Annotated in this window: 22 protein-coding genes; 12 read left to right on the top strand and 10 right to left on the bottom strand. The window is 63.0% G+C overall.

Going from position 1 to position 25313, the window contains the following annotated elements; translation table 11 throughout:
• Nucleotides 1-570 precede the first annotated feature (570 nt).
• From AC6HZP_RS07665 to dgoD, 9 genes are all read right to left on the bottom strand, one after another.
• Complete coding sequence (locus AC6HZP_RS07665) at nt 571-1338, bottom strand: SDR family NAD(P)-dependent oxidoreductase (RefSeq protein WP_497526089.1); 768 nt, start codon at nt 1336-1338, stop codon at nt 571-573.
• The gene (locus AC6HZP_RS07660) at nt 1331-2233 is read right to left on the bottom strand and encodes an aldose epimerase family protein (RefSeq protein WP_497526088.1); all 903 of its coding nucleotides are present in this window, start codon (nt 2231-2233) and stop codon (nt 1331-1333) included. Before AC6HZP_RS07660 ends, AC6HZP_RS07665 begins: the two co-directional genes overlap by 8 nt.
• Entirely contained in the window at nt 2230-3138 is a 909-nt protein-coding gene (locus AC6HZP_RS07655; RefSeq protein ID WP_497526087.1) for a dihydrodipicolinate synthase family protein, read from the bottom strand. The genes AC6HZP_RS07660 and AC6HZP_RS07655 overlap by 4 nt, the downstream gene beginning before the upstream one ends.
• Before the next feature lie 153 nt (nt 3139-3291).
• A complete protein-coding gene (locus AC6HZP_RS07650) occupies nt 3292-4026 on the bottom strand; it encodes an ATP-binding cassette domain-containing protein (RefSeq protein ID WP_497526086.1) in 735 nt (244 codons plus the stop codon).
• Nucleotides 4027-4037: 11 nt separating this feature from the next.
• The gene (locus tag AC6HZP_RS07645; protein ID WP_497526085.1) at nt 4038-4817 is read right to left on the bottom strand and encodes an L-iditol 2-dehydrogenase; all 780 of its coding nucleotides are present in this window, start codon (nt 4815-4817) and stop codon (nt 4038-4040) included.
• 18 nt (nt 4818-4835) lie between these two features.
• Nucleotides 4836-5792, bottom strand: coding sequence for an ABC transporter permease (locus tag AC6HZP_RS07640; RefSeq protein WP_497526084.1), 957 nt, complete (start codon nt 5790-5792; stop codon nt 4836-4838).
• Between the two features lie 59 nt (nt 5793-5851).
• Entirely contained in the window at nt 5852-6814 is a 963-nt protein-coding gene (locus AC6HZP_RS07635; RefSeq protein ID WP_497526083.1) for a substrate-binding domain-containing protein, read from the bottom strand.
• Nucleotides 6815-7265: 451 nt separating this feature from the next.
• The gene (locus tag AC6HZP_RS07630; RefSeq protein WP_497526082.1) at nt 7266-8879 is read right to left on the bottom strand and encodes a GMC family oxidoreductase; all 1614 of its coding nucleotides are present in this window, start codon (nt 8877-8879) and stop codon (nt 7266-7268) included.
• A 4-nt stretch (nt 8880-8883) separates the two neighbouring features.
• Entirely contained in the window at nt 8884-10032 is a 1149-nt protein-coding gene (dgoD, locus tag AC6HZP_RS07625) for a galactonate dehydratase (RefSeq protein WP_497526081.1), read from the bottom strand.
• A gap of 592 nt (nt 10033-10624) precedes the next feature.
• Here dgoD and AC6HZP_RS07620 point away from each other — a divergent pair.
• The 8 genes from AC6HZP_RS07620 to AC6HZP_RS07585 all read left to right on the top strand — a co-directional run bounded on the left by AC6HZP_RS07620 (nt 10625) and on the right by AC6HZP_RS07585 (nt 19030).
• Nucleotides 10625-11356 carry a FadR/GntR family transcriptional regulator gene (locus AC6HZP_RS07620; RefSeq protein ID WP_497526080.1) on the top strand — a complete coding sequence of 244 codons (732 nt, stop codon included), beginning with the start codon at nt 10625-10627 and terminating at the stop codon, nt 11354-11356.
• 729 nt (nt 11357-12085) lie between these two features.
• Nucleotides 12086-13099, top strand: coding sequence for an isopenicillin N synthase family dioxygenase (locus AC6HZP_RS07615; RefSeq protein ID WP_497526079.1), 1014 nt, complete (start codon nt 12086-12088; stop codon nt 13097-13099).
• Between the two features lie 4 nt (nt 13100-13103).
• A complete protein-coding gene (locus AC6HZP_RS07610) occupies nt 13104-13487 on the top strand; it encodes a VOC family protein (RefSeq protein ID WP_497526078.1) in 384 nt (127 codons plus the stop codon).
• A 66-nt stretch (nt 13488-13553) separates the two neighbouring features.
• Entirely contained in the window at nt 13554-14639 is a 1086-nt protein-coding gene (locus AC6HZP_RS07605) for a BMP family ABC transporter substrate-binding protein (protein ID WP_497526077.1), read from the top strand.
• Between the two features lie 69 nt (nt 14640-14708).
• Nucleotides 14709-16232 (top strand): ABC transporter ATP-binding protein, encoded by a 1524-nt coding sequence (locus tag AC6HZP_RS07600; RefSeq protein WP_497526076.1) that lies wholly within the window; start codon nt 14709-14711, stop codon nt 16230-16232.
• Nucleotides 16210-17331, top strand: a complete 1122-nt coding sequence (locus tag AC6HZP_RS07595; RefSeq protein WP_497526075.1) for an ABC transporter permease — start codon at nt 16210-16212, stop codon at nt 17329-17331. Before AC6HZP_RS07600 ends, AC6HZP_RS07595 begins: the two co-directional genes overlap by 23 nt.
• Nucleotides 17332-17335: 4 nt before the next feature.
• Nucleotides 17336-18274, top strand: a complete 939-nt coding sequence (locus AC6HZP_RS07590; RefSeq protein ID WP_497526074.1) for an ABC transporter permease — start codon at nt 17336-17338, stop codon at nt 18272-18274.
• A 39-nt stretch (nt 18275-18313) separates the two neighbouring features.
• Nucleotides 18314-19030 carry a cysteine hydrolase family protein gene (locus tag AC6HZP_RS07585; RefSeq protein WP_497526073.1) on the top strand — a complete coding sequence of 239 codons (717 nt, stop codon included), beginning with the start codon at nt 18314-18316 and terminating at the stop codon, nt 19028-19030.
• 84 nt (nt 19031-19114) lie between these two features.
• Here the strand turns inward: AC6HZP_RS07585 and AC6HZP_RS07580 are convergent, their stop codons facing one another.
• Entirely contained in the window at nt 19115-21256 is a 2142-nt protein-coding gene (locus tag AC6HZP_RS07580; protein WP_497526753.1) for an acetamidase/formamidase family protein, read from the bottom strand.
• 1 nt (nt 21257) lies between these two features.
• Here AC6HZP_RS07580 and AC6HZP_RS07575 point away from each other — a divergent pair, with 1 nt between their 5' ends.
• The 4 genes from AC6HZP_RS07575 to AC6HZP_RS07560 all read left to right on the top strand — a co-directional run bounded on the left by AC6HZP_RS07575 (nt 21258) and on the right by AC6HZP_RS07560 (nt 25266).
• Nucleotides 21258-21431: a hypothetical protein gene (locus tag AC6HZP_RS07575; RefSeq protein WP_497526852.1), complete on the top strand. Its 174-nt coding sequence runs from the start codon at nt 21258-21260 to the stop codon at nt 21429-21431.
• Nucleotides 21432-21818: 387 nt separating this feature from the next.
• Nucleotides 21819-22511: a cyclase family protein gene (locus AC6HZP_RS07570; protein WP_497526072.1), complete on the top strand. Its 693-nt coding sequence runs from the start codon at nt 21819-21821 to the stop codon at nt 22509-22511.
• A 73-nt stretch (nt 22512-22584) separates the two neighbouring features.
• A complete protein-coding gene (locus AC6HZP_RS07565; protein WP_497526071.1) occupies nt 22585-23442 on the top strand; it encodes an ABC transporter substrate-binding protein in 858 nt (285 codons plus the stop codon).
• Between the two features lie 96 nt (nt 23443-23538).
• Entirely contained in the window at nt 23539-25266 is a 1728-nt protein-coding gene (locus tag AC6HZP_RS07560) for an amino acid ABC transporter permease/ATP-binding protein (protein WP_497526070.1), read from the top strand.
• Nucleotides 25267-25313: the final 47 nt, after the last annotated feature.

Below are 25313 nucleotides of genomic sequence, written 5' to 3'. Positions count from 1 at the left end.
TGCCCGGGCGTCGCACCGATGGCGCGGCGCCCGGCGACAAGAAGGTGCCCGCCCCCTCGTCAGACTGCGCACAATTCCCTGTTAGCGAAAGGGAGCTATCCGCCAGGATGAAGCGCTGAGCACGGAAATACTCGACATAGAGCGCCAACCCGAGGCCCGGATATGCAGCTCTTCCCTGTATTCTCCCCAATTTGCGGGGAATTCGGCAACCAGACAGGTTTGGACGAACTGACCTCGTGTACCAAAGCACCCTCCCCCAAACCCGGATATTCCTGAGCCTGGAATACTGACGACAAGTCAGCGGGTTAGCCGCGCGCTGCGGATATGCTGCGGTCTTAGCGCGCCCCCAATCTCGGAAATGCCTCGATTTCGCCGCCACAGTCTCGGCCGACGAAAAACCGTTTCCCGGGTTTCAGCAGGAGTTCCCTGACGTTGGAAGCCGTTGCTGGTGACCCTGACGGAGTGAAGATCGTCCTTCCACTCGCGAACCAGTACCGATCCGGGCTTCAGCGAACGGAGACTATCGACTTTGGCGGAACGATCCTTGCTCTTGCGTCGCCGGCCCGAGCGCTAACCAGTGGTCACGACGCCGCCGTCGATGACGAGGGATTGGCCGGTCATCATGCGGCTGGCCGAGGAGGCAAGGAAAAGGCAGCCACCGACGATGTCCTGCGGTGCCAACGTGTTCTTTAGACACTGCCGCTCAAGATGCGCCGACAGGGCCTCTGGCGTCACCCATTGCTGTTTCTGCTTGTCTGTCATCACCCAGCCCGGCGCGAGCGCGTTGACGCGGATGCGATCCGGCCCGAACTCGCGGGCAAGCGCGCGCGTCATGCCATTGATGCCTGAATTGGCGGTCACATAGACGGGGTAGCCGGAATTTCCCATCATGTAGCTGATGGACGTGAAATTGATGATGGATCCACCCTTCCTCGCCTGCATGTCGGGAATGACCGCCTGGCATGCGAAGAAATAGGCCTTCAGGTTGATGGCAATCGATTGCTCCCAGTAGGCTTCATCGACCGCAAGCGTGTCATGCCGCTGGTCGTTGGCCGCATTGTTGACGAGAACGGCGATGGCGCCATGGGCATCGGCGGCCGCCCGCAGCGCTCGCGCCAGCGACCCGAGATCGCTGATGTCGGCGGGGAGGAACAGCGGTCTCCGGCCGGTCTTTTGCTCCATTGCCTCGCAGAATGCCGAGGCATCCGACCTCTGGCAGAAGGCCACGCGCGCGCCTTGCCGCAGAAACCCTTCCGTAAGCGCGGCGCCGATGCCGGAACCTCCGCCGGTGATGAAGACCGAAACGTCGGCAAGATCCGGGTAGATGGGGTCAGTCATGTCCATTGTCCTGTTCCGCTTCCATACGAATGACGACGGTCCATTCGTGAGTGGCGCCCGGTTGAAGCCAGTTTGCCTTGCCGCTCGCGACCGCATCCGCGAGGCTTTCCATCGGCGCGGTGGTGGGCGCGAGAGAGATCTGGCTCACGGGTGCCCCGGCCGGCCAGCCGCCATAGTCCAGCCAGAGGCCTAGATATCCGACCTCCGCCGCATTCCAGTTCAGGCTGAAGGCGCCGCGCCGACCGACGATGCGGGCTTCCGCCTGTCCGCGCACCGGCGCGAAGAACTTCGCAGCGAACTTGGCGGCCAGGGGATGGATCCGATCGAGTGGCGGCAGGCCGTCGCGCGCAGGATCGGGGAAGGCAACGGGACCGGCTGGAAGAACGCGACCCTCATGGCTGAGGAAAGCGGCGTCGAGACTGTCGAGACCCGGTAGCTCCAGCCGGTCGCCATCCTCCGGTGCGATGAGGAGATGCTGGCCCCACAGGTAGGGCATTGCCGCGACGCCTTCATTGAAGACGCGATAGGTCAGGGTCAAACGATCGCCATCCAGCGCAAGCGCACGCTGGAAGCGGAGTGGCCCGACCTGCCCAGTCAGCGTGGCGCTCTCTGGCGAGGCCACCACCTCGATCGGACGCGCCCAGAATTCACCGTGATCGCGAAGCCGCATGGGCCAGGCATCGACCTGGCAGGGCGCCGCGGAAGGAAAGCATTCGTCCCAGCCACGCGCCTGCTCGACACCGAAGCTTGCCTCCTGCGCGGGCGAGCCTACGGACGGTCCGCCGACCACCCAGTTCCGACCGGTGCGAAGATCGGTCAACTCGCTGACGCGTGCCCCGAAATCCGGATCGAGACAAAGGCGAAGGGTCCCATTGTCGAGAACGATGGCGGTCATGACCGCTCCTGTTGCAGGCGGGAAAGAGCGCCGGCCCATTGCCGGGCGATCGTCAGCCCGACAGGCTGGATGGGCAGGCACGGGGCGCGATCATGGATAGCGATGCCGGCATTTTCGCCGAAGATCCGCTTCCCATAGGCGATGAGATGCTCGAGCGACTGCATGACAAAGGTCGCGGCCGGCAGAGCCGCCGCGTAGACGGCCTCAGCCTCGTCGCGACGACCGGCCAGCCACAGATCGAAAATCCGGGCAGCGACCGGCGCGATATCGGGCGCAAGAACGAAGCCGCGACAACCGATGCGCAGGGCATCGGTCATTTCGAGCCCGCCCCGACCACCGACGACAGCAAAGCTGTCGCCGGCGACATCGATGATGCGGGCAAGCCCGAGCGCCGCATCTTCCGCCTTCACGGCACTGAGGTTCGGCGCACGCTGCTTGAGACGGACCAGATCCTCGCCGGAAAGACCGCGGCCGAGATATTGCGGTGCGTTCTGCACCGCGACCGGAAGTGTCGTCGATGCGGCCACGCGGGCGAAGAAATCGAGATAGACGTCCGCCCCGTAGCTGCCGACCATCGGCGGCTGGAAGATTAGCCAGTTCGCACCGGCCGACTCGGCGCATTTGGCAAGCGCCACCTGTTCGGCGACCGAGTTACCGGCGACGGTTACCGACAGCGGCAGGCGGCCACCATTCGCACGCGCGGTCGTTTCCACCAGTGCGCAGCGCTCGACGAAGGTGAGTTTCAGTACCTCGGTCGCAAGCCCCAGAACGGTAATGCCATGGCAGCCGGCTTCGGCGCAGTAGTCGACCTGCGCTTTCATCGCGCCGTGATCAAGCGCTTCCTGAGCATCGAAGAGGGCGAAGAGCACGGCGTGAACGCCGTCATGAATTCTGGAGGTGGTCATACGACCACCCCCAGGATGCATGTTTCGAGCTTCGTGATTTTCATGGGGAGCCCCTGGTCGAACGGGGTTGCGCAACGGAACCCGGCCCAAAGCCTTCGAGAGCCCTTGGATCCGGTTCCCGCAGGGATCGAACCGTGCCCTGCACGGTGGGCCTCAGTGTCGGGTCACGTACTCGGTGATCTGCTCCAGGCTGGTTTCCGCCTTCTCGACGTCGGCGATTTTGCGGCCGCGATTCATCACCACGAACCGGTCGCAGACCTGCCAGGCGTGATAGAGATTGTGGGTGACCAACACGCAGGAAACGCCGTCGTCTCTCAGCTTGACGATGTATGCCAGCAGCCGGTCGATCTCCCGCACGGACAAGGCGCTCGTGGGCTCGTCGAGAACGAGTATCCGGCTCTTGAAATAGATCGCGCGCGCAATGGCCACGGCCTGCTTTTGGCCGCCCGAAAGCTTGCCGACCTCCTTGTCGGGGTTCTCGACGCCGGAGATGTGAACGGCCGCATCAATGACTTCGGTGGCGATCCGTCGCATTTTGGCGTGGTCGAGAAAGCCACCCCGGCCGGTCAACTCCCGGCCCATGAAGATGTTGCGCGTGATCGACAGGTTGTCGCAAAGCGCGCTGTCCTGATAGATCGTCTCGATCCCGGCTGCCTCGGAATCCGCCCGGGATGCGATCTTCCAATGCTTGCCCTCAACCGTGTAGTCCACGGTGTCCGGGATGACGACGCCGGAGATCGTCTTGACCAGCGTCGACTTGCCGGCGCCGTTATCGCCGAGAAGGCCGACCACCTCGCCACGACGGACGCCGAAATCGACGTCGGCCAGCGCTTTGTGGCTACCGTAGCTCTTGTTGATATTCTTCGCCGTGAAGATCCAGTCCTGCATGGCCTTTGCCCTCAGCTCATCCAATTTCCGCCGTCGACGTTCAGCGTCTGCGCGACGATGTATTCGGCGTCGTCGGACGCAAGGAAGACGGCTGCGCCGGTCAGGTCGTCCGGTACGCCGAACCGCCCATGAGGCACGCCGGCCTCGGCCGACTTGCGTACCGAACCGAGCGGCAACCCCTTGAACTTGCAGAGCTGCGCGTCCACGTCGTCCCACATCGGCGTATCGATGACACCCGGCGCGATGCCGTTGACGTTGATGCGATGGCGTATGAGCTCGAGAGCCGCCGTCTGGTTCATGTGAATGACCGCGGCCTTGGCGGCGCCGTAGACGAGCACCAGCGCCTCGCCACGGCGGCCAGCCTGGGAGGAGATGTTGACGATCTTGCCGCCCTTGCCCTGCTTGATCATCTGCGCGGCTGCCGCCTGCAGCATGAAGAACAGACCCTTTACATTAGTATCGAAGATGAAGTCCCAGTTGTCCGGGGTTACCAGCTCAAGCGGCCGCAGATCCACGACGCCGGCATTGTTGACCAGAATATCAACCGATCCGGCGATCTTCACAGCCTCCTCGACAACGCCCGGCAGCGACGCGAATTGCGTCAGGTCGCAATGGATGAAATGTGCCTTGCCGCCGGCGGCACGGATCTCCTCGACAGCCTTGGTGCCCGCCGCCTCGTCCCGTGCCAGAATGACGCTCGTTGCTCCCTCTTTCGCATAGCGATGCGCGATCGCCAGGCCGATGCCCTTGTTACCGCCGGTGATCAGCGCGACCTTGTCCTTGAGCTTCATGATACGTCCTCCAATGTTCTAGTTCTGCGGGCGGAAAGCTTGATTGAGAGCGGCTGCGGCGACGATCAACGCACCGACGAACACGCTGAGATAAAAGCCGGGCGCGCCGACCAGAAGCAGCACGTCGCGGATCATGTTGATCAGAATGACGCCCAGGAAGACGGCAACGATCGATCCACGGCCACCCGTCAGCGCGATGCCGCCGACAACGCAGGCCGCGATGGCATCAAGCTCGTAGTTCGCGCCCTGGGTCGGAGAAATGCTGCCGAGGCGGGCGGAGCTCAGGATACCGGCGAAAGCCGCCGTCATGCCGCAGAGCGTGAAGGCCGCGTATTTGACCCGGCGCACATTGATGCCGATCGCATAGGCGGCGCTGGCGTTTCCGCCTACGGCGAAGACATGGTTACCGAAGCGACGATGCTGCAGGACGATGTGAAACACCACCGCCAGGAGGGTGAACCAGAGAAAGGTCGATGGAACCACCCAGAATTTCGAATAGGTAAGATCGCCGAACAGGCCCCCGGGAGCGAATTTGATCTGCCTGGCGCCGGAGATGAACAGCGCCATGCCCTTCCAGAACAGCATGCCGCCGAGCGTTACGATGAAAGACGGCAGCTTCAGCGTCAGCACGAGCCAGCCGTTCAGGAATCCGATCAGGCCGCCGATGACGATGGCAATCAGAGAAGCCAGCCAGGGGCTCAAACCGGCACTGTACAGCTCGCCCATGGCCAGCGCGGTAAACACCAGGACGGATCCGACCGACAGATCGAACTCGCCCGATATCATCAAGATGGCAACGCCCAATGCCACGATGCCGAGGATCGGGATCGAGTCGAGCAGAGCCGACATGTTGGCGCTGGTCAGATAGAAAAAGCTGCCGGGAAACAGCAGGGACGCGGCGATGCAAAGCGCCTGTGCCAGCAGGAAGACGATAATGACATTTCCTGCCGGGTGCCGGCGGAGTTTCGCAATCATGAGAACCTCTTGGGACTGAAGAGCCGCCCGCCGGGCAAGCGGGCGGTGCTTTGCATCGTTCAGCGGCGCGTGCCGAGATTGGCTTCGGCGTTCTGGTAGTTTGTCTTGTCCACCAGGCCGTTGCCGCCGGTCTTCATGTCGGACGGATAGAGGCCGTAGCGAATATTGTGGATGAGCTGTGCGACCGAGTAGAAGCCCTGAGTGAAGGGCTGCTGATCAACCGTGGCCGCGATCTTGTCGCTCTTGATCCCGTCGACGATCGCTTGCGATAGGTCGAAACCGCCGATCGGGATGGCCCGTCCCGTCGTCTCGACGGCGCGCACCGCCATTTCGACCTGCGGCAGACCGATGCCGATGATCGCCTTAACATTGGGGTTGGCGATCAGGTACTGGGTCTGAGCATTGAGAATGTCGCTCTCGTTGAAGCCGGTCGCCAAGATCTCGGTCCTGGCCCCGACCTCCTGCATGGCCTTGTCGACGCCCTTCTGACGAAGCTGGGCATAGACGGCATCGGCGCTATCGACCGGGGTGAAGACGAGGTCGCCCTTTCCGATCTTGTATTGTTCGACCATCCTCTTGCCGATGAGATAGCCGGCCGAGACAAAGTCCTGGCCGATGAAGGCCATGCGGCAATTGCCAGCGGCGCCTTCCTCGTCGTCGACGTTGTAGGCGACCACGGGAATGCCCGCCTTCACCAAGGCGCAGATGTCGTCGTCGAAGGCATTGCTATCGATAATCGTCAGGGCGACTCCGTCCGGACGAGCGGCGAGTGCACCTTGAAACAGGCTCTTGATGCGCTCCGGATTGCCGTTTCCGTACTGGAAATTGACCGTCGCGCCGAGTGCGGCTGCCGCCTCTTCAGCACCGGCCTTCACCGGGTTGAAGAATGGAAACCCCTCCTCCGTTTGAAAAATCACCAGGATGTTCGGCTTGGCAGCGTCCGCGAACGCCTGACCTGAGGACAGAGTCAGGGTCAGGGCCAAGGCTGCAGAGCCGACGAGACCGCGTAGCGTCGTGTTCATTTGATCCTCCCAAAATCACCGACACGCTCACGTTAACAGTAGTATCATATAAGTCAATTGTCCTATTATTAAAAAATCGGCCTGGATGGAATTCCGATTTTCTGCGCTGAGAGGGCGCCGTCGGAGAGCGGGCTGGCGTCAGGCGCGAGGCATCACGACCCGAGATGGCGCTCGGCTTCGCGCCCCCTTCCCTTGGGAAAACATGGTGCGGACGGCGATACGGGCGCGACGATCTACGGCGAGCCCAATTTGCGACTGACGCTCAAAGCCTCGCGACAGGCGCGAAACATTGACGATCCTTGCCGCAACAGGCCGGATGGGAGCAGAGCCAAGGACCGCCTCTTGCGCGATGAAGCCGGACGGCCATCACCATGCCGACGGGATGCTACGGGTTGCCAACGCGGCAACGGCGATCACCGGCGATCCCGTCGATCAGGGACATGCGCATCGATCACGCCAAACCCATCATGATGTCGACGCCGCGATCGGCGACCGCCATTGCGGGTGCATTGGTGTTTCCGCTGATGATGCGCGGCATCATGGAAACGTCGAAGACGCGCAAACCCTCCACCCCCTTCACGCGCAGGTCGGGCGTCAACACGGCCAGTGGATCGTCTTCGGCCCCCATGCGGGCAGTCCCGCAAGGGTGATAGTTGGTCTTGACCGTACGCTTGCAATGGGCAAGGAGCTCGGCGTCGGACTGGAAAGCCTCGCCGGGAAATATCTCGCCCTTGACGACTTTTGCCATCGGTCCGGACTTCAGCACCTCGCGCGCGAAGCGCAATCCGGCGATCTCATGGCGGATATCGTCCGCATGGCCGAGATAGTTGGAGTTGATCATCGGGAGAGCCGCCGGGTCGGCCGAGCGCAGGCGCACGGACCCACGTGCCTTCGGCTGCAGCAGGCAGGAATTGAGCGTGAAGCCATCGGTAGGCGCGACGTTCATCACGTCGCGATCGAGATAGACGGTCGGAACGCAATAAAACTGGATCATCGGCTCGCCGGACGGGTCGAGCGGATTGATGAAGGCGCAGGTCTCGCAGCCGTTGGTCGAGACGGGCCCCGAGCCGAACAGCATGTATTGCAGGCCGTTGGCCAGCATGCGCATGCCGCGATCCTCGCCGTAATAGCCGAGCTTTTCATGGGTGGCGGCGACGAGCGGGACCTCGTGGTGATCCATCAGGTTCTCGCCGACGCCCGCCAGATCGGCCCGCACATCAATGCCGTGGCGGCGCAATTCGTCCGCCGGGCCAATGCCGGAGAGCATCAGGATTTTCGGCGTACCGAAGGCGCCGGCCGTGACGATCACCTCGTTCGCCGCTTCGAGCCTCCTAACCTGATTGCCCTCGGCTATCTCGACCCCGACCGCCCGTCCGCGCTCAACGACAAGGCGCAGAACGCGCACGCCGGTGAGAATGGTCAGGTTCGGGTTTCCCGCGATTGGATCTATGAAGGCCTCGACCGCCCCGCAGCGCCGCGCGCCGCCGATCGTCGTCTGCATGTAGCCGACACCCGCCTGCGTGCCGTCATTGAAGTCGTTGCGCAGTGGCAGACCCATTTCCTGCAACGCCTTGGCGAAGACATGCGATATCTCGGCGATGTGGCGCGGGTTGGAGACGTGCAGCGGTCCGTCGGTGCCATGGGCCGGGCCGGCAAGCGACTGGTTGTTTTCCTGCCGGCGGTAGTGGGGCAGGATATCATCCCAGCCCCAGCCGATGCCGTTCGCACCCGACTGTACTGCGCTGTTCCAATGCTCGTAGTCGGAACGGCGCCCGCGCATATAGACCATGGCATTGACTGTGGAACCGCCGCCAAGCACGCGGCCCTGCGGCAGGTCGTGCGCCCGGCCGTCCAGTTGCGGCTGCGGTTCCGTCTTGTGGAAGGTCAGGTATTGGCTGCCCTTCAGCATTTTCACGAAACCGGCCGGCATTCGCAAAAGCGGATGACGGTTCGACGGGCCCTGCTCGATCAACGCGACGCGCGCGCCATGTTCCGTGACCAGTTTGGCCGCGGTCACGCAACCGGACGAGCCGCCGCCCACGACGATGTAGTCGAAGCCTGTCATGTTCTCACCATTCCGCAATCGAGCCGTCCGTGTGGCGCCAGACCGGCGCCCGCCAGGCATGCCCCTCTATGGCCCGGGCGCGGACCATGTCCTCGTCCACGTCGATGCCGAGCCCGTGCCCCATCGGGATCGGCAGATAGCCGTTCTCGACCCTGAAGCGGCTTTCGGGCTTCAGGTAGTCGTTGAGATCGCCACCCTGGTTGTAGTGGATGCCGAGGGACTGCTCCTGGATCACGGCATTGTAGCAAATCGCATCGACCTGAAGACTGGCCGCCAGCGCGATCGGCCCGAGCGGGCAATGAGGCGCCAGGGCGACGTCATAGGCCTCAGCCATATGGCCGATCCGAACCATTTCCGAAATGCCGCCGACATGGGCCGTATCGGGATTGACGATGCCGGCCGCGCGCTTTTCGAAGACCGCGCGGAAATCGTAGCGGCTATGCAGCCGCTCGCCGATGACCAGCGGAATGGAGGTGTAGCGCGCCAGGTCCGCCATGTGGTCGACCTGGGCGGAAACGACGGCGTCCTCAATGAACATCGGCCGCAACGGCTCGATTTCCTTGAGCAGGACTTTTGCCATCGGAGCATGCAGGCGGCCATGGAAATCAAAGGCAAGATCCATGCGCGTGCCAACCGCGTCGCGCAATTCGGCAAGCTTGGCGACAATCCGGTCGATCTTGGCGTAGCTGTCGAGGAACTGGACCTCCTCGGTGGCATTCAGCTTGCAGGCGTCGTAGCCGGCCGCCAGGAGCGCTTCGGCGTCGGCCACAAGATTGCCGGGCCGATCGCCGCCGATCCAGCGGTAGGTGCGTACCTTGTCGCGCACCTTGCCGCCCATCAGCGCATGCACCGGCTGGCCGAGGGCCTTGCCCTTGATGTCCCAAAGCGCCATGTCGACGCCCGACATCGCGCTCATCAGCACCGCTCCGCCGCGGTAGCAACCGTTGCGGTAGATCATCTGCCAGGTGTCTTCGACAAGCAGTGGATCGCGCCCGATCAGGAGGGTCTCGAGTTCACGGATCTTCGCGGCAAGCGTTTCCGCATGCCCCTCGAGCACCGGCTCCCCCCAGCCGCTAATGCCCTCATCGGTCGAGACCTTCAGAAACAGCCATCGGGGAGCCACGACGAAGGTTTCGAGTTTCGTGATTTTCATTGGGTAATCCTCAGCCGTGCGCCGGTGGCGCTATCGAAAAGCGAATGCCGTTGGAGGAAGGACGGAGTTCTGCGCTGGCAGCGATCTCCGATCGGAAATGCCGGTCGGCGGCGAATGCTTGCCGGCCCTTGCTAAGCTCGCCGACAACGAGGGTCACATCGCCTGCTGGCTCGACCAGGTAGACCGTGATTGCCAGTTGACCCCATTTGCCCGCAGTCGCGACTGAGAAGTCAGCACCGATCCCCCGGGCTTCCCAAGTCTCAGCACGGCCGGAGCGCGACACGGGCGAGGATCCGGCCGAGATCCGTATCGAGCAGGCCGAGCCGTCGCTGCCGCGCGGGTCATCAGCCCACGCCCGGCCAGCCGGATACCTCTACTCATTGTTCCTCCTGCTCCTCCCAATAGGTCGCCTGGGCGCAACCCCGTCGATGCAAACGCATCGGACTCCTCGACCACCCCTCGATCTTGAGAAAATAACAATACTATCAATCATGTCAAGTGTAGTACTATTGAATTTTTGGTGGGACTGTTTGCGCTTCAAGGCTGTTTCCGCTATGTCAACGGATAGCGACGGGACGCACGGAGGCAATGCTTGAAGACGGATCGGGACGACGGGGCCACCCAGGACGCGATATCGATCAGCATTCATGAGACGATCGTCACGACGATGGGGAAGCGTATCGTCTCCGGCTTCTACACGCCGGGCGCCGTGATCGGCAGCGAGACGGACATCGGCCAGACGTTCAATGCCTCGCGAACCGCGACGCGCGAGGCATTGAAGATTCTGAGTTCGAAGGGCCTGATCGAAGGCAAGCCGAAGATTGGCATCGTCGTTAAGCCCAACGAGCGTTGGAACATGATGGATTCCATGGTCCTCGACTGGGCACTGCAGGACACCAACCAGGCGAAGAAGGCCATTTCCGACCTCTATGCGCTTCGCATGGCGATCGAGCCCAAGGCGGCGCGCATGGCTGCGCGCAACTACAATCAGGCTGACGAAGCGGCCGTGCGGCGGGCGCTACGCGGGATGGCAACCTATCTCGACGAAAACGACCGCGTGGAACAGGACGTGGCCTTTCACATTGCAATCCTGGCCGCGTCCGGAAATCGCCTCTTTTATTCGCTTGGCGAGCTGATTTCGGTAGGGCTACGCCATCTCTTCCATGCGGGTCTGCAGGCTACCAGCGAAGAAGATGATCGCTGGATCACCCGTCATAAGCGAGTGGCGGATGCTGTCTTTTCGCGTGAAGAAAACCTGGCCGAAGCGGAAATGAACGCTCTGCTGCGGGAAGCGCAGGAGACACACGAAATCAAGCCTTCGTAGGTCCGATCGCCCGTATCGTTGCTGCGGCGCACGCCGATTCCCAGCTGAAATGCCCCTCTGCAATCCGGCTGTTTTTCTCCGTTTATGAGCCGCCGTGGGACGGAATAGCATCCCTAGATGCCGCTCCTCATTTGACCGAATAGCCTGGATTCCCGCTCGTGTCGGATTGTGCTTCAGGTGCTGGCCGGGCGGAGGCCAGCATCTATGGTTCGCCCGGATGGTTGTAAGAGGTGGTTGGGCCCGTCCTGACCCACAGGGAAATAATTTCCTGTCTGTCGGAAGGCGTTGCTGGCGCGACCTGAAGGGAGCCGGTAGCCCACGCAGCGCGTCTACCACCTGACGATCCCACCGTTCGATCCGCGTGCGCGCGATCGCGAGCTGATCCGCCGCCCTGACGAGCGTGAGCTTGGCTGCCCTCCTGAAAAGCACACCAGCGTCCCGCTCAAGGGACAGCGTGCCATCGCCCAACCCCCTGCTCATATCGAACGTCGATTGAATCGATAACCATGGGTAAGCCTCAACTCAAATGTCTTTGTCGCGACATCTTCCGACCAAGTAACGATCTCCCCATCGACGAAAACGGTCATTTGAATATTTCATTCGAAATTTGATCTAATAACAGAATTGTACTCTCGAACATATTGCATCAGTCACGCATTTGACTGGCATGGCACTTGCTTCCAAAGCAATGACGATGAGCTCTTCAACTTACAGACGAGGAGAATGCGAATGACTCTACTTGAAGTTCCTGTCATCGATCTTAGCCCCTACAAAACCGGAACGCGCGAGGGAAAGGCGTCTGTTGCGGCGCAGATCGGCCAGGCATGCCGCGATATTGGATTTCTGGTCGTTTCGGGCCATGGCATTCCGGAAGATCTGGTGCGCAAGACCCATGCCGTATCCAGCGCCTTTTTCGCCCTGCCGCATGGCGACAAGATGAAGTGCGAGCGGCCGGCACCCGATCAGGTGCGCGGCTACTCTGCCGTTGGCGGCGAAGGCCTGTCCTTCAGCCTGGACGAGCCGACGCCGCCGGACATCAAGGAATCGCTGTCGATCGGACCGGTCGATGTTCCGCCGAACGACCCCTATTACACGTCAGCTGCGGCCGGGCCGCATTTTGCGCCGAACGTCTGGCCTGTAGTGCCGGAAGAACTGAAGGAAGTCTGGACGCAGTACTTCACCGCCGTGGACGATCTGGCGACCGATCTGATGCGGTTGTTCGCCCTGTCGCTGGATCTCGACGAGCATTATTTCGACAAGACCATCGACCGCAACATCTCGATGATGCGCGTGCTGCGCTATCCCCGCCAGACGAGCGACCCGCTTCCCGGCCAGCTGCGCGCCGGTGCCCATTCCGACTATGGCAGCATGACGATCCTTCGCAAGGAACTGAGCGACCGTAGTCTCGAGGTCAAGAACAAGGCCGGCGAATGGGTCGGCGTGCCGGTGATCGAAGGTTCCTTCATCGTCAATATCGGCGACCTGATGCAGCAGTGGACCAACGATACCTGGACGTCGACTGTGCACCGCGTGATCAATCCGATGATGGCGTCCGAAGAGAACGTCGATCGTTTGTCGATCGTGTTCTTCCACCAGCCGAACTACGACGCGATCATCGAATGCCTCCCGAGCTGCGTCGAGCCGGGAGCGGCCCCGAAATACGAGGCCGTCACCTCCGGCGATCACCTCAAGAGCAAGTTCGTCAAGCAGACAACCTTCGGCAAGGGCGAGAAGGCCGCCTGACGCCATGCACCTCTCATACGTGAACGTCTTTTCGAGGGATATCGAGGCTCTTTCCGGATTCTATCGCGACCTCTTCGGTTTCGAGGAGATCCCGGAGATCCGCTCGCCGATTTTCGTCGGCCTGAAAACCGGGCAGAGCTGCCTCGGGTTCAATGCACTGGAGGCCTATGACCTCCTGAACCTTTCCACTCATGCGCAGCCGACCGGCGTCAAGTTCCTGCTCAACATCGATGTCGACGAGGCTGGCGATGTCGACCGGCTGACGCCGATCGCCATCGCCAGAGGGGCGACGCTGATCAAGGAGCCCTACAAGACTTACTACAACTGGTACCAGGCCGTTCTGCTCGATCCGGAAGGAAACGTCTTCCGGATCAACAAGATGCTGTGACGTCAGCCAAAATTGCGAACACCGGTCCGCAAGAGGCCGGGGACCTATCCAGTGGAGCATTCCGACATGAAGACTTTCAAGATCGCCGTCGCCCTGGGGGTTGCGGCTTCCATATCTTCCGCCTCGTTCGCCACTGCGGCGGAGTTCAAGGTGGAGGGAACGCCGAAGGCCGCCATCATCCTGTTCGGACCGAAGAACGACGGCGGCTGGAGCCAGGCCTTCGAGGAGGCCCGTCCGGAGCTGGAAAAGGCGCTCGGCGAAAAGATTCCGATGGTGGAGAAGGTGCCCGAGGACGCCGCATCCATCATGCCGCCGGCGGAGCGCTTCATCCAGCGCGGCTATAACGTGATCATCGGAACGGCTTTCGGCTATTCGGATGCGTTCAAGAAGCTGTCGGAGGCGCATCCGAAAATCGCCTTCCTGAATGCCAGCGGCATCACCAACGGCCCCAATCTGGAATCCTTCTACGGTCGTACCTATCAAAGCCAGTATCTCTGCGGCATGGCGGCCGCCGCAGCCTCCAAAACCGGCAAGCTCGGCTTCGTCGCGGCCAATCCGCTGCCGGTGGTCAACTGGACGATCAATGCCTATGAACTGGGCGCCAAGACCATCAATCCGGATGCCACTCTGACCGTTGTCTTCACCGGCGCGTGGAACGATCCAGTCAAGGAGCGGGCGGCGGCTTCCGCCCTGATCGACGAGGGTATCGATGTCATCGGCCAGCATGTGGATACGCCGACACCCCAGATCGTCGCGCAGGAGCGTGGCGTCTTCGGCACCGGTCACCATCGCGACCTGACCGAATTCGCGCCCAAGGCGACGCAATGTTCGTCGGTCTGGACATGGGCGAAGTTCCTCGCGCCGGAACTGGCCAAGATCAAGGCCGGAACCTGGGAGCCGGGCCCCTATGGCGCTTTCCCCGGCATCAAGGAAGGCGGCACGGACATCGCCTGCTGCGGTTCGGCCGTTTCCGAGGAAAACAAGAAGAAGATCATGGCTGCCCGCCAGTCGATCATCGATGGGAAGCCAGTATTCGTCGGCCCGCTGAAAGACCGTGACGGCACGGAGCGTCTGGCGGCCAACGTGCCCATCGCCGATGGCGACCTGTGGAAGATGGACTGGTTCGTCGATGGCGTGATTTCGCAGAAATAACCTGGCCGAGAGGGCGGCCCGGCCTGCGCCGGGTCGCCCTGGACGAGATCGGATCCCGAAAGTACCTTCATGACGACTGCCACCCTTGAACTGGATGAGGTCATCAAGACCTTCGACGGTTTTCGCGCGCTCGACGGCGCGTCCTTCAGTGCGCATGCCGGCGAGATCCATGCCCTGCTCGGGGAAAACGGCGCCGGAAAATCGACGCTGATGAATGTGTGCTGCGGGCTCTACACGCCCGATAGCGGTCATCTCCGCCTGTCGGGCAAGGAGATGTTCCTGTCCGGCCCGCGCGAGGCGGCGGCGCTTGGCATCGGCATGGTGCATCAGCATTTCAAGCTGGTGCGTCCGTTCACGATCCTCGAAAACGTGCTTCTGTCGCGCATCGGCTCGGGTGACCGGCGCGGCTCGGCCGCGCAGGAACGGCAAGCCGCCATCGCGGCGATCGAGGAGACGTCCGCCCTTCTCGGAGCGACGGTCGATCCCCACAGTCGGGTCGATTCCCTCTCCGTTGCCGAGCAGCAGCGCGTCGAGGTGATCAAGGCACTGGTGGGCGGCGCGCGCATCCTCATTCTCGACGAGCCGACGGCGGTGCTGACGGACGGGGAAGCCGAGCGGCTGATGGTAACGCTGCGTGACCTCGCGGCCAGAGGCACGACCATCGTGCTGGTCACGCACAAGCTGTCCGACGTCAAGCGTTTCGCCGACAGGGTGACCATTCTGCGGGGCGGTCGCACCGTCGCGTCTGTCGATCCGGCCACCAAGACCGTCGATGAACTGACCCGCCTGACGGTCGGCGATGCGCTGCCGGAGATCGGCGGCACCCCTCGGAATTTCGACCGGCGCCGGCTGGAAACGCTGGGCCTTTCCGTGCGCAAACCGGACGGCACGCGCGCCGTCGAGGACGTGTCCTTCCATGTGCGGGCCGGAGAAATCTACGGACTGGCCGGCGTTTCCGGCAACGGGCAGAACGAACTGGCGGAAATGCTGATGGGCATGCGCCGGCCGGATGCGGGCGCCATCCAGTTCGAGGATGCCGGCGAGGCGCTGACCGAGGTTGATCCGGCAACGCTCCGGCATCTCGGCGTCGCGGTCATTCCCGCCGACCGTTATCGCTATGCGCTGGCCGGTGGACTTTCGGTGGCCGAGAATTTCGGCATCGGCCATGTCGTGCGCGGGGCCTACGGATCATGGTTGTGGACCCGGCGCGGCCGGATGCGCGCCGACGCGGAGAAGGCGCTGGCGGATTTCGACGTGCAGGGCGTGCGCAGTCTCGGTCAGAATGCGGCTCTCCTGTCCGGTGGCAATGCGCAGAAGCTCGTCATCGCGCGCGAATTCTTCGAGCCACCCAGCATCATCCTCGCCCAGAGCCCGAGCCGTGGCCTCGATGCGCGCGCCACGGCAGCGGTCCATTCGCGGCTGCAGGAGGCGGCGTCGCGTGGGGCCGCGGTTCTGCTCGTCAGCGAGGATCTGGACGAGGTCATGAAACTCTCCAACCGGATCGGCGTGATGGCGGCCGGGCGGCTTGCCGCGGAATTCGAAGCGCCGTTCGAACGGCACACAATCGGGCATGCAATGGTGGCTCATGATTGAACAAACCTCGCAACCCGCCCTGGTCGGGCGGCCCACCCAGCGGCGGCAGGGTTTTGGTCAGCTGTCGATCGAGGTCAGGCGCTCGGCAAGCCCGCTATTGCGCTTCAGCGCGGTGACCCTGGCCATTCTGGCCGGTCTCGGCCTGTCGGCCGTCGCCCTGGTTCTGGCCGGGGTTCCGGCGTCGAGCCTTGCCGATGAATTCATCCTGGCGACGATCTTCGATCCGACCAATTTCAAGGCGGTCCTGACCCAGGCAGCCCCGCTCATCCTTGTCGGCCTCTGCGCCGCCATGGCGTTTCGCGTGCGGTTCTGGAATCTGGGGATTGAGGGACAGATGATATTCGGCGGAATTGGCGCGACGGCCGTTTCGCTGCTGCACCTCGGCCCGGAGGAGACCCGGCTCTGGCTGATGGCTGGAGCCGCGATGATATGCGGCGCTCTCTGGGCGCTGATCCCGGCCCTGCTGAAGCTGCGCCTCGCCGTCAATGAGATCATCTCCACATTGCTGCTGAACTATGTGGCCTATTACGTGCTGCTTCACCTGCTCTATGGCGCATGGAAGGATGCCGACGGCTTTCCTCATTCGGCGGCCTTCGCTCCGTCCGAACTGTTGCCGGCCCTGCCCTCCGGCATCGGCGTGTCGCTCCTCATCGCCGTGGCTGCCGTCGTGGTTATGGCCTATGTGACCGGACGCAGCCGAGCGGGCATCTACATGCGGTTCGTCAGCGCCAATCCCGGCGTTGCCAAAGCCCTGGGTGTGCCGGTCAGCGGCATGGTTCTGTCGGTCGTGCTGGTCTCTGGCTGTCTGGCGGCGCTTGCGGGTTTCGTGGTGATCGCCGGGCAGGAAGGAAGGCTTACCCAGTCGTTCTTTCCGGGATACGGCGTGTCGGGCGTGCTGATCGGCTTTCTCGCCCGCAACAATCCGATTGCCGCCGCCGTCGTTGCCTTCCTGATGTCGATCCTCGTCGTCGCGGGCCAGAACCTGCAGGTGTTCTATTCCATTCCGCCTTCGATGGTGCAGCTCATCCAGGCCCTCGTGGTCATCAGCGTCGCGGCTTCGAATTTCCTCGTCGTCCATCGTGTTCACTGGGTCAGGTAGCGCCGTGAGTGTTTTTCTTGTCACCTGGATGGCAATCATCCCGCAACTGGCCGTTCCCTACGCGCTTGCCGCACTCGGGTTGATCATCACCGAGCGGTCGGGGATCCTCAACCTCACGGCCGAGGGCCTGATGCTGGTGGGGGCGCTGTCTTCCGTTGCGGTCGTTCTGACCTTTCAGGTCGATCCGCTGGTCGCCATGCTGGCCGGCATGGCGAGCGCCTGCCTCGTCTCGGTGGTCTTTGCCTTTCTGGTGATCGTGCTCCGCGTCAACCAGGTGATCGCCGGGCTGGTCATGGTGTTCTTCTGCCAGGGTCTGACCAGTCTTCTCGGCAATCTGTTCGGCTGGACCAGCAAGGCCGTGTCCGGCCTCGGTCCCGTGCCGCTGGGCCCGCTTGCCGACATTCCCGTCATCGGTCCAATCCTGTTCCGCCAGGACCTGATCACCTATCTGGTGATCCCGATATTCATTGCCGTTTCCTACATGCTCAACCGCACGCGCTTTGGCCTGCGCCTGCGCGCGGTCGGCGAGAACCCAGAGGCGGCGGATGCCGTGGGCATCCCAGTGTCCGGAACGCGCTTTCTGGCGGTGGTGATCGGCAGTGCTCTGGTGGGACTTGCCGGCGCCTACATCGCGATTGCCAGCATCAAGATCTGGATCGACGACATGACGGCCGGACGCGGATGGATCGCCATCGCGCTGGTGATCTTTGCCCGATGGAGCCCGTGGCGCGCGCTTGCCGGCGCGCTGCTGTTCGGCTGCATCCAGGCCGTCATTCCCAAGCTGGCGGCCGCCGGCATCGCGCTGCCGCAATATCTTTTGATGACCGCGCCCTATCTGGCGACGCTGGCCGTCATGATCTGGGTGTCGGTCCGGCATCTGAATGCGCCGGGTGACGAGCCGGGCGCTCTTGGCCAGCCCTATGTGCGCGAGGAACGGCGCTGACGTTCCTATAAGTTCCAATATTCTCGAGGGATACATTCCATGGAAGCCATCGTTTACGGTCGCAGGCAGGAACTTCCGGCTGCATTCAGCGAGTTCACCACCTGCGAAGGGACGGTCGCGATCTCGATCGACCTGCATCAGGGGCACCTATCGGCGGATCCTGACTGCCCCTGCCCGGCCCCCCGCGCCCGCGAGGTGGTGGATGGCGTCAACCGTTTCCACGCCGCCGCGCGACAGCTGGGCGTGCCGGTGATCCATGTGCGCAGTACGCTGCGTCAGGGCGGCGTCGATGACGTCAAAGGCATCCCGTCCGCGTGGCGCCTGACATTTCCCCTGTTCGTCGGCGAGATCCCCAATGCCGACGCTCACGCGCTGGCAGGAAGCCGCTGGACGGAGTTCGTCACCGAGGTCGCGCCGCAGGATCTGATCGTCGACAGCAAGAAGCGCCTGTCGGCATTCTACCCGACCGATCTGGATTTCCTGCTGCGCAATATGAGCGCGCGCCGCGTGATCCTGACCGGTTGCATGGCCGATTGCTGTGTGCTGAACACGGCCTTTGACGCGTCCAACCTCGGCTATCGCGTGACCGTGCTCGAAGATCTGGTGCGCGGCACGGACGAACCCCTGGAGGCCGCCGCCCTCGCCATGATCTCGCTGCACCTCGGCGTCGTCACCGACAGCGAAACGCTATTGGCGGAATGGACCAGACAGACAGAGACGCCTCCGAAATCTTCGGTCGCGCGAGCTAGGCTGTAATCCCCGGCAGACACCACGCTGCATTGGCCGAGCGCATCGACCCGACCTCGAACAAGGTACGGATAAACCCGAACGAAATCACCTTCACAGGCAATCCGTGAACAGCTCCTTTCTCAGGATGGCATGAACTCCGAGATTGCCGTCGACGACCTGGGTCACGGAGAAGTCGACGGCAACCGAAATAAGCGCAATCGCTTCATCTTCCGTGAGACCTTTGCCCACCATCAAGAAGCGGCGCATCTTGCGGAATGCATCACGCATCGCGTTTGTCAGGGACGACTTCTGATAGATCTCGCCCTGTCCATACTGGCCAAACTCGGCGAGGTAGTTCGGATGGCTGAAGCCGTGGATGATCCATTCGGTCGCGGTCTCGATCAGCGGATAGTCGAGATCGGTGATCGCCGGCTCGAGCGTCGAGCCCTTCTTGTGCAGAATGATCTGGAATTCGCCGGTGAGCGAAGCCTCGATGGCGGTGCCGTTGACCTCGCCATCGCCTTGCGCAGCGTGTGGATCGCCGATCGAGAGCAAGCCGCCCCGCGCGCTCACCGGCAGGTACACTTTCGCATTCTTCCCGAGGCGCCAGTTATCGAGATTGCCGCCGAAATAGGCCGGCGGCACTGAATCGACATTGCCGCTTTCCTTCGGGGCCAACGCGACAAAGCCGAAATGAAGCCGCGCCGGAATGCGGAGATTTTTGTGAGTGGGGACGCTCTTCTCGATCGTCGCCGGATCAACCGGGACGCCGGGATAATCCATGGTCGCGTGCAGGACGCCGAACGGATCTCGCTGCGGCGTCCAGCGGTAGCTGTAGAGCGGCCTGGCAAAGAGACCGTCGCTCTCCTCCGCGATTTCATAAATGGTGATGGCCTCGCGGGGGCGCGGCTCGGTCAGGAAATCGTCATGATGGAATCCCCACCACGCGGCAGCATTGCTGCCATAGGCCTTGCCCTCGAAGAGCGGATTGCCGCTCGGCCGCAACGCGACGTCGATCACGCGCAGTTCGACGACATCGCCCGGCTCGGCGCCATGAATGGCGATCGGCCCCGTGCAGATATGGACGCCGAACCCCTCGCCGGCACCTCGCCCGTAGATCGTGGCGCCCATCGGGCCTGCCCCGCGCCGATCGACCGCCTTGTCGTGCTTGTCCCAGCGAAAGACGCTCTCCGCCGCCGCATCCCCCTTGATCATGCGCTCATGATCGTCGGAGGCATGATGGGTCAGCGTCTCCACCGTCACGAAATCGCCGGATCGGACTTCGAGCACGGGTTCCAGCGCCCGGTTGAGAAAGCCCCAATGCACCGTCTCGACGGAGACCGCGAGATGGTGACGGCCCGGCTCCGCGACCGCCCCTTCCGACACCCGCGGCGGCGGCTCGCCGGCCGCGACATTCCTGTCCGTCAACTCAAGATCTGACCTCGCCCGGCGAAGCTGCCGTTCATGCCCTTCCGGCCAGCCTCGCGAACGACCCGACTTGCCGTCGGCGGCGACCTCCGAGAGAAGCTGGGCCCGCGTAGCGCGAGGCGTGACGCCGAAATGCTCGCGAAAGACGCGACTGAAATGAGCCGCGTCGTTGAAGCCCCAGCGAAAGCAGATCTCCGAGATCGAGAGCTGCGCAAATGCCGGATTGGCGATATCCGCACGGCAGCGTTCGAGGCGACGGCGGCGAAGATAGTGCGCGAATTTGTCGTCCGCAGCCTCAAACAACTTCTGCAGGGAGCGGGGCGACATCCCCTGGCCATCCGCGACGGCGTTGAGCGAGAGCTGGGGGTCGCTGAGCCGAGCCTCGATCTCGGCGCATATCCGGTTCAGCATGATGGCCCGGTTGACGCTCGGGCCGGAAAGCGCGGCACCCGCGCTCGTCAGCGCGACCATGAGGAATTCGGCGAGAACGCCCTCCAGGAGCCGCATCAGCTCCGGCGTCAGGTTGTCAAAGGTCTGGCCCACGGCGGTGAGCAGCGCGCTCATCAGCGGCGCGACCTCGCCGTCGCGTGGCAGGATGCCAAGATAGCCCGTGGGCGGCAGCACCACGCGCCGCGCAATGACGGATCCCGGAAACTTCACGAAAAGAGCCCGGAAGGGCGTGTCGAAGGTCAGCTCCGTCGGCGTTCCGACATGGCCGATCGCGATGTCGCCGGGCCTTATGAGGAGGGCATTGTCGGGCCGGTTGAGCTGACCCTGCCCCTCGATCAGCAGCGCTAGCCATACAGCGCCAGGATCGCCTTGCATCGTGCTGACCAGCGACTGGGGGCCGGCCGATATCCGCGCGCAGACAACGCCGTCCGGACCGATGCGGGTCTGCGCGGAAGCTTCGATCGGCTGGCCCTCGGCGGGCCTTGTCAGCGCGAAGGACAGGCGGGCGACGTTCTCGCTCCAGGCCGAAACCTGCTGTTCGCTGGAGTAAGAACCCGTCTTGAAGTCCCATCGATCCGCGAGCATCGGCTTCTCCGTGGCGACAGCCTTCCCACGAAGGTTTCAGCAAGTATCGTGCCACCCAAATGGGCAAGGCATCCGCACGGAAATCGACCACGGCGCCTGAAATGTGGGCGAGCTGTCGGTCGCGGCCGGCGTTCGATCAAGTTTTCGGGCGCGCCGAGACAAGACGGGTCAGCCCTGAGCATGCGACCTTGTTCCCGAAAGAACTCCAAGAGAAATGGAATACTGACGCCAACAAATCCGGCTGAAGATGCCTCTATCCCGGGCATATACGGCCATTCCAACGGCGCTCTATCCAATACTCTCGGACTCTACTTCACCAGGCAATACGCAACTCGAGGTGGAAATGGTATCGATGTTCGCCAATCCAGTGAAGGAGGTCGTTGATCTTAGTCATGAGGTCTCCGAGGACACGATAAACCTCGGCGGATGGGCAACGGCGTTCCCCGTCATCGACACGATCGAGAAGACGATGACGATGAGCCAGGGCAGGATGGGCGTCGCCTCGCGCATGATCCTCGTTTCCGAGCACAACGGCACGCATCTGGACGTTCCCCGTCACTTCGTCGCCGACGGACCGTCCGTCGAGCAGATTCCACTCTCCAATCTCATGCTTCCCGGCCATCTGCTGGACTTCACCCACAAGGGCTTCGGCGAGGCCATCACGGTGGCTGACTTCGAGGCGGCGGAAGCGGCCTCGGGACAGGCGGTGGGGCCGGGCACGGCCGTCATCTGCTGGACCGGCGTGGACAAGCATTGGGGCCTGCCACAGATGAACCGCATGCGTCCCTATGTGCCGGCCGAAACCGCCTTGTGGATGGCGGAGCGCAAGGTGTCGCTGTTCGCCACCGACCTCATCGGCATGGACAACCCCGACGAATGGTGGGAGCCGACGCATCTGGCATGGCTTTCGAATGGCATCTGCATGGTTCAGCAGCTGTGCAATCTGGATCGGCTGGCCGGAAAGTCGTTCCTCTTCGTCGCCTTTCCGATCAAGGCGGTCGGCAGCACCGGCTGCCCGGTTCGCGCGGCCGCCCTCGTGCTTTGATTCCCTGCCGCCTTTCACGCCCCGCGCGATCGGGCACATGCGGATCGCAGTGACTTCACAGAGGAGACAGACGATGAAGGAACATCTGACGGCCCCGATCGGGCTCTTCTTCCTGGCCTGCGCGGCTCTGGCCGCGAGCCCTGCCGCCGCCGAGGGCTGCGCGCCGGACAAGCTGGCCGAGAAATACCCGGCGCTGGTCGGCAAGGTCGTCAATGTCGGAATCACCGGCGCGCAGGCGCCCTACACCTTCCGCGATCCCGACAATCTCGATCACTTCATCGGCGCCGATATCGAGCTGATGACGGATGCCTTCGCCTGCATCGGCGTGAAATGGCAGCCCAATCTCGGCGCCTTTTCCGGCTTGATCACCTCGGTGACCGAAGGACGGAACGACGTGATGTGGGACTCGCTCGTCTATACGCCCGAGCGCGGCAAGCAGGTCGATTTCGTGCTGTTCGAGACCGCCGGAACCGGGTTCCTCGTGCAAAAGGGAAATCCCAAGAAGGTGAAGGCCCTCGATGACGTCTGCGGCCTCAATGTCGGCGCCATGCTCGGCACCATCCAGGAGGCAGCCTTCCGCGAGCAGGGCAAGAAATGCCTGGCGGAGGGCAAGCCCGACGTCAATCTCCTGACCTTCAACGACGAGGCCCAGGGCGATCGCGAACTCGGCAACGGGCGCATCGACGTCATCATGAACGATATGGGACAGGCCGCCTATCTCGCCTCGAAGGAGCCCGCGATCGAGGTCGGCTTCTTCATCAAAAGCGATCTGCGCGTCGGCGCGGCTGTCAACAAGGGCGAGCCGGTGCTGGCCCAGGCGATCGCCGACGCGATGAAGATCGAGCAGGAGAGCGGCAAGCAGAAGGCGATCCTGCTGAAATACGGCATCGACCCCGCCCTCATCTATCCGCTCGAAATCCGCAAGCCCTAGACGCGGCCGCATTTTCGTCGGGACGGCCCAAGGATCATGCCGCTCCCGACGGAAGGACCGCCTCCGGCAGAGACAATGGCTGGGCTGAAGAACCTCATGGCTTTCATCCGCGTACTGGCAATCGGATCCTCCCTCGCATGGGCGACAGGCGTCCAGGCGGCCCCGGCGTCGACGGGCGGTCAGGAAGTGGCGACCTATTCGCATCTGACGCTGGACGGCCTCCGGGAGATGGCCGGATACCTGATGGATCCGTTCCTGCTGCAGGGGGCGGTGGTCGCGCTTGAAATCGCTGTCGTCGCCATGCTCGGCGGAACGGTCTTCGGCCTGCTGCTGGCCCTGATGCGGCTTTCGCGCTTCCGCCTCGTGAGCGGCGCGGCCTGGATCTATATCTGGCTCATCCGCGGCACCCCGCTTCTGCTGCAACTCGTGTTCCTCTACGACGCCTTGCCCGGATTCGGGATCAAGCTCGGCACCTACGCGACCGCGGTTCTCGGCTTCGCCCTGAACGAGGCCGCATTCGGCGCCGAGATCATCCGTGGCGGCATTCTCTCGGTCGATCGCGACCAGAGCATCGCGGCAACCTCGCTCGGCATGGGTCCGTTGCTGACGCTCCGGCGGATCATCCTGCCGCAGGCGATGCGCGCGATCCTGCCGAGCATCGCCAATCAGACGATCAGCGTGATCAAGGGCACGTCGATTGCCTCGATCATCTTCGTGAACGAGCTGACCTTCCGCAGCCAGCAGATCGTCGGCCAGAACTTCAAGTTCTTCGTCGTCTTCTCGGCGGCGGCGATCATCTATCTCGCGATGACGAGCGCCGTCGCCGGCATCCAGATGTGGCTGGAACGGCATTTCGACCTCGAGCGACGCCAGGACGGCACGGCGTTCCTGTCCACGGTCCGCCTGGTCGGATTTCGTCCCCGTCGGCGCGCGGCGGCGGCAGTCCCCGAGACGGCAGACGCCGATCTCTCGCACATATTGGCCGAGATCGGCGTCTCCGCGCTGCAGGAAGGCGACGCTTCCGGGCGCCCCTTCGTGCAGTGCACCAATGTGCAGAAGTCCTATGGTTCGCGCGAAGTCCTGCGCGGAATCGATCTCGATGTCCGGCGCGGCGAAGTGGTGGTCATCCTCGGCCCCAGCGGGTCGGGCAAGAGCACGCTCCTGCGGCTGATCAACCATCTGGAAGGGATCGACTGGGGGGAAATCAAGGTCGACGGCAAGTATGTCGGCTACGAAAAGATCGCCGGCGGCGGGCTGAAGCCGAAGCGGAATCTGGCGCGCGCCCGCGCCGAGGCCCGCATCGGCATGGTGTTCCAGCATTTCAATCTGTTCCAGCATCTGACCGTGATCGAGAACATCACCGAGGCGCCCGTGCATGCCTATGGTCAGCGGGCCGACAAGGCGCGGGAGCTTGGCATGGGCCTTCTCGAGAGCGTCGGCCTCAGTCAGCATGCGGGAAAGCTGCCCCAACGCCTGTCGGGCGGACAGCAGCAGCGCGTGGCGATCGTCCGCGCGCTCGCAACCGCGCCCCGCCTGATGCTCTTCGACGAGCCGACTTCAGCGCTCGATCCCGAACTTGTCGGCGAGGTGCTCGGGCTGATGCGGAAGCTGGCCGACGCCGGCATGACCATGATCGTCGTCACCCATGAGATCGCCTTTGCCCGCGACGTGGCCGACCGGGTGATCTTCATGGACGACGGCCGCATCATCGAGCAGGGAACGCCCGCGCAGGTTCTCGGCGCACCGCGCGAGGCGAGGACAAGGCGTTTCCTGAGAATGGTCGAGGGCCGCGAAGACGAGGCGCCAGCGGCCGCCGACGCCTGACGAGCCGGATCGGCCGGTCACGCCGATCCCAGCCCCACGGCAGCCGG

It is taken from the genome of Kaistia sp. SLG-1, from assembly GCF_059699055.1.
The sequence above is the reverse complement of the archived record's forward strand: the minus strand, read 5'-3'. Positions and strand labels throughout refer to the sequence as shown.